The sequence below is a fragment of the Vibrio sp. 03_296 genome (genome assembly GCF_002265885.1).
Map to the genome: position 1 here is coordinate 1 of NZ_NPKW01001219.1, position 868 is coordinate 868.

At 42.1% G+C, this 868-nt stretch carries 1 protein-coding gene; it reads right to left on the reverse strand.

The annotated features are described in order from the left end of the window. The coding region (locus CIK04_RS31115; protein ID WP_128824781.1) for an IS110 family transposase at positions 1-769 on the reverse strand (769 nt) is incomplete at its 3' end. Positions 770-868: the final 99 nt, after the last annotated feature.

Consider the following 868-nt stretch of genomic DNA (forward strand, 5'->3'; position numbering starts at 1 on the left):
CAGTCCTTACTTGCATCCGTCCACCTTTGATCATTCTCTTGCCTTTGAAACTGCCACTTTCACGCGTAATGGGTGCAACCCCGATTAAAGAGGCTGCTTGTTTGTTGGTGATGTAACCGAGCTCAGGAACGTTACTAATAAGTGACGCTGCGGCGATTTTCCCGATACCAGGGACGCTCTGCAGTATCTCGTTTTTAGCTTGGTAGTCAGGGCAAGTTTCTATGAGTTTTTCGATTCTGTTTTCTACTTTTGCAATCTGATTTTTGAGAGCAGTTAAGATAGGTTTGATTGAAGATGCAAGTGATTGAGGAAGGATTTGATGTCGATTCTTTTCCATCGTTTGCATTGATAGTAATTGGTTTCGTCTAGTGACTAAGTCGCTCATTAAACGTATGTTTTCACTTTTTAATTGCGTGAGTTTTGGCTTGATTGCTTCGGCGTAGTGGGCGATAAGCGCCGCATCTAGGCGGTCGTTTTTCGCTTTATTGCCAAGAGCACCAGAAAACTTTTTGATGTGTAATGGGTTAGCGATGACATAAGGCAGATTGGCTTTTTCACACGCTAAGATGAATGGCATCTCCAATCGACCGGTTGCTTCAATAACAATCCGTTCTGGATGATATTTAGCAATAGTGCGAACGGCTTGTTTGATGCCTTTTTCATCATTTGTGACATTAAAATAGATATCGAGAGGGCGGATATAGATATCAAGTTGTGTCTTACCTGTATCAACGCCGACATTAATGTTTTGAAGTGTATTTGTATTCATAATAAGCTAACTCTTGCTTGCGAAATGCGGGCTCGAGACCCAGAAGACTATTCGAGTGTGATGCTTGGAGTTCTATCTGATGTTCGTTCTTGTTATCGG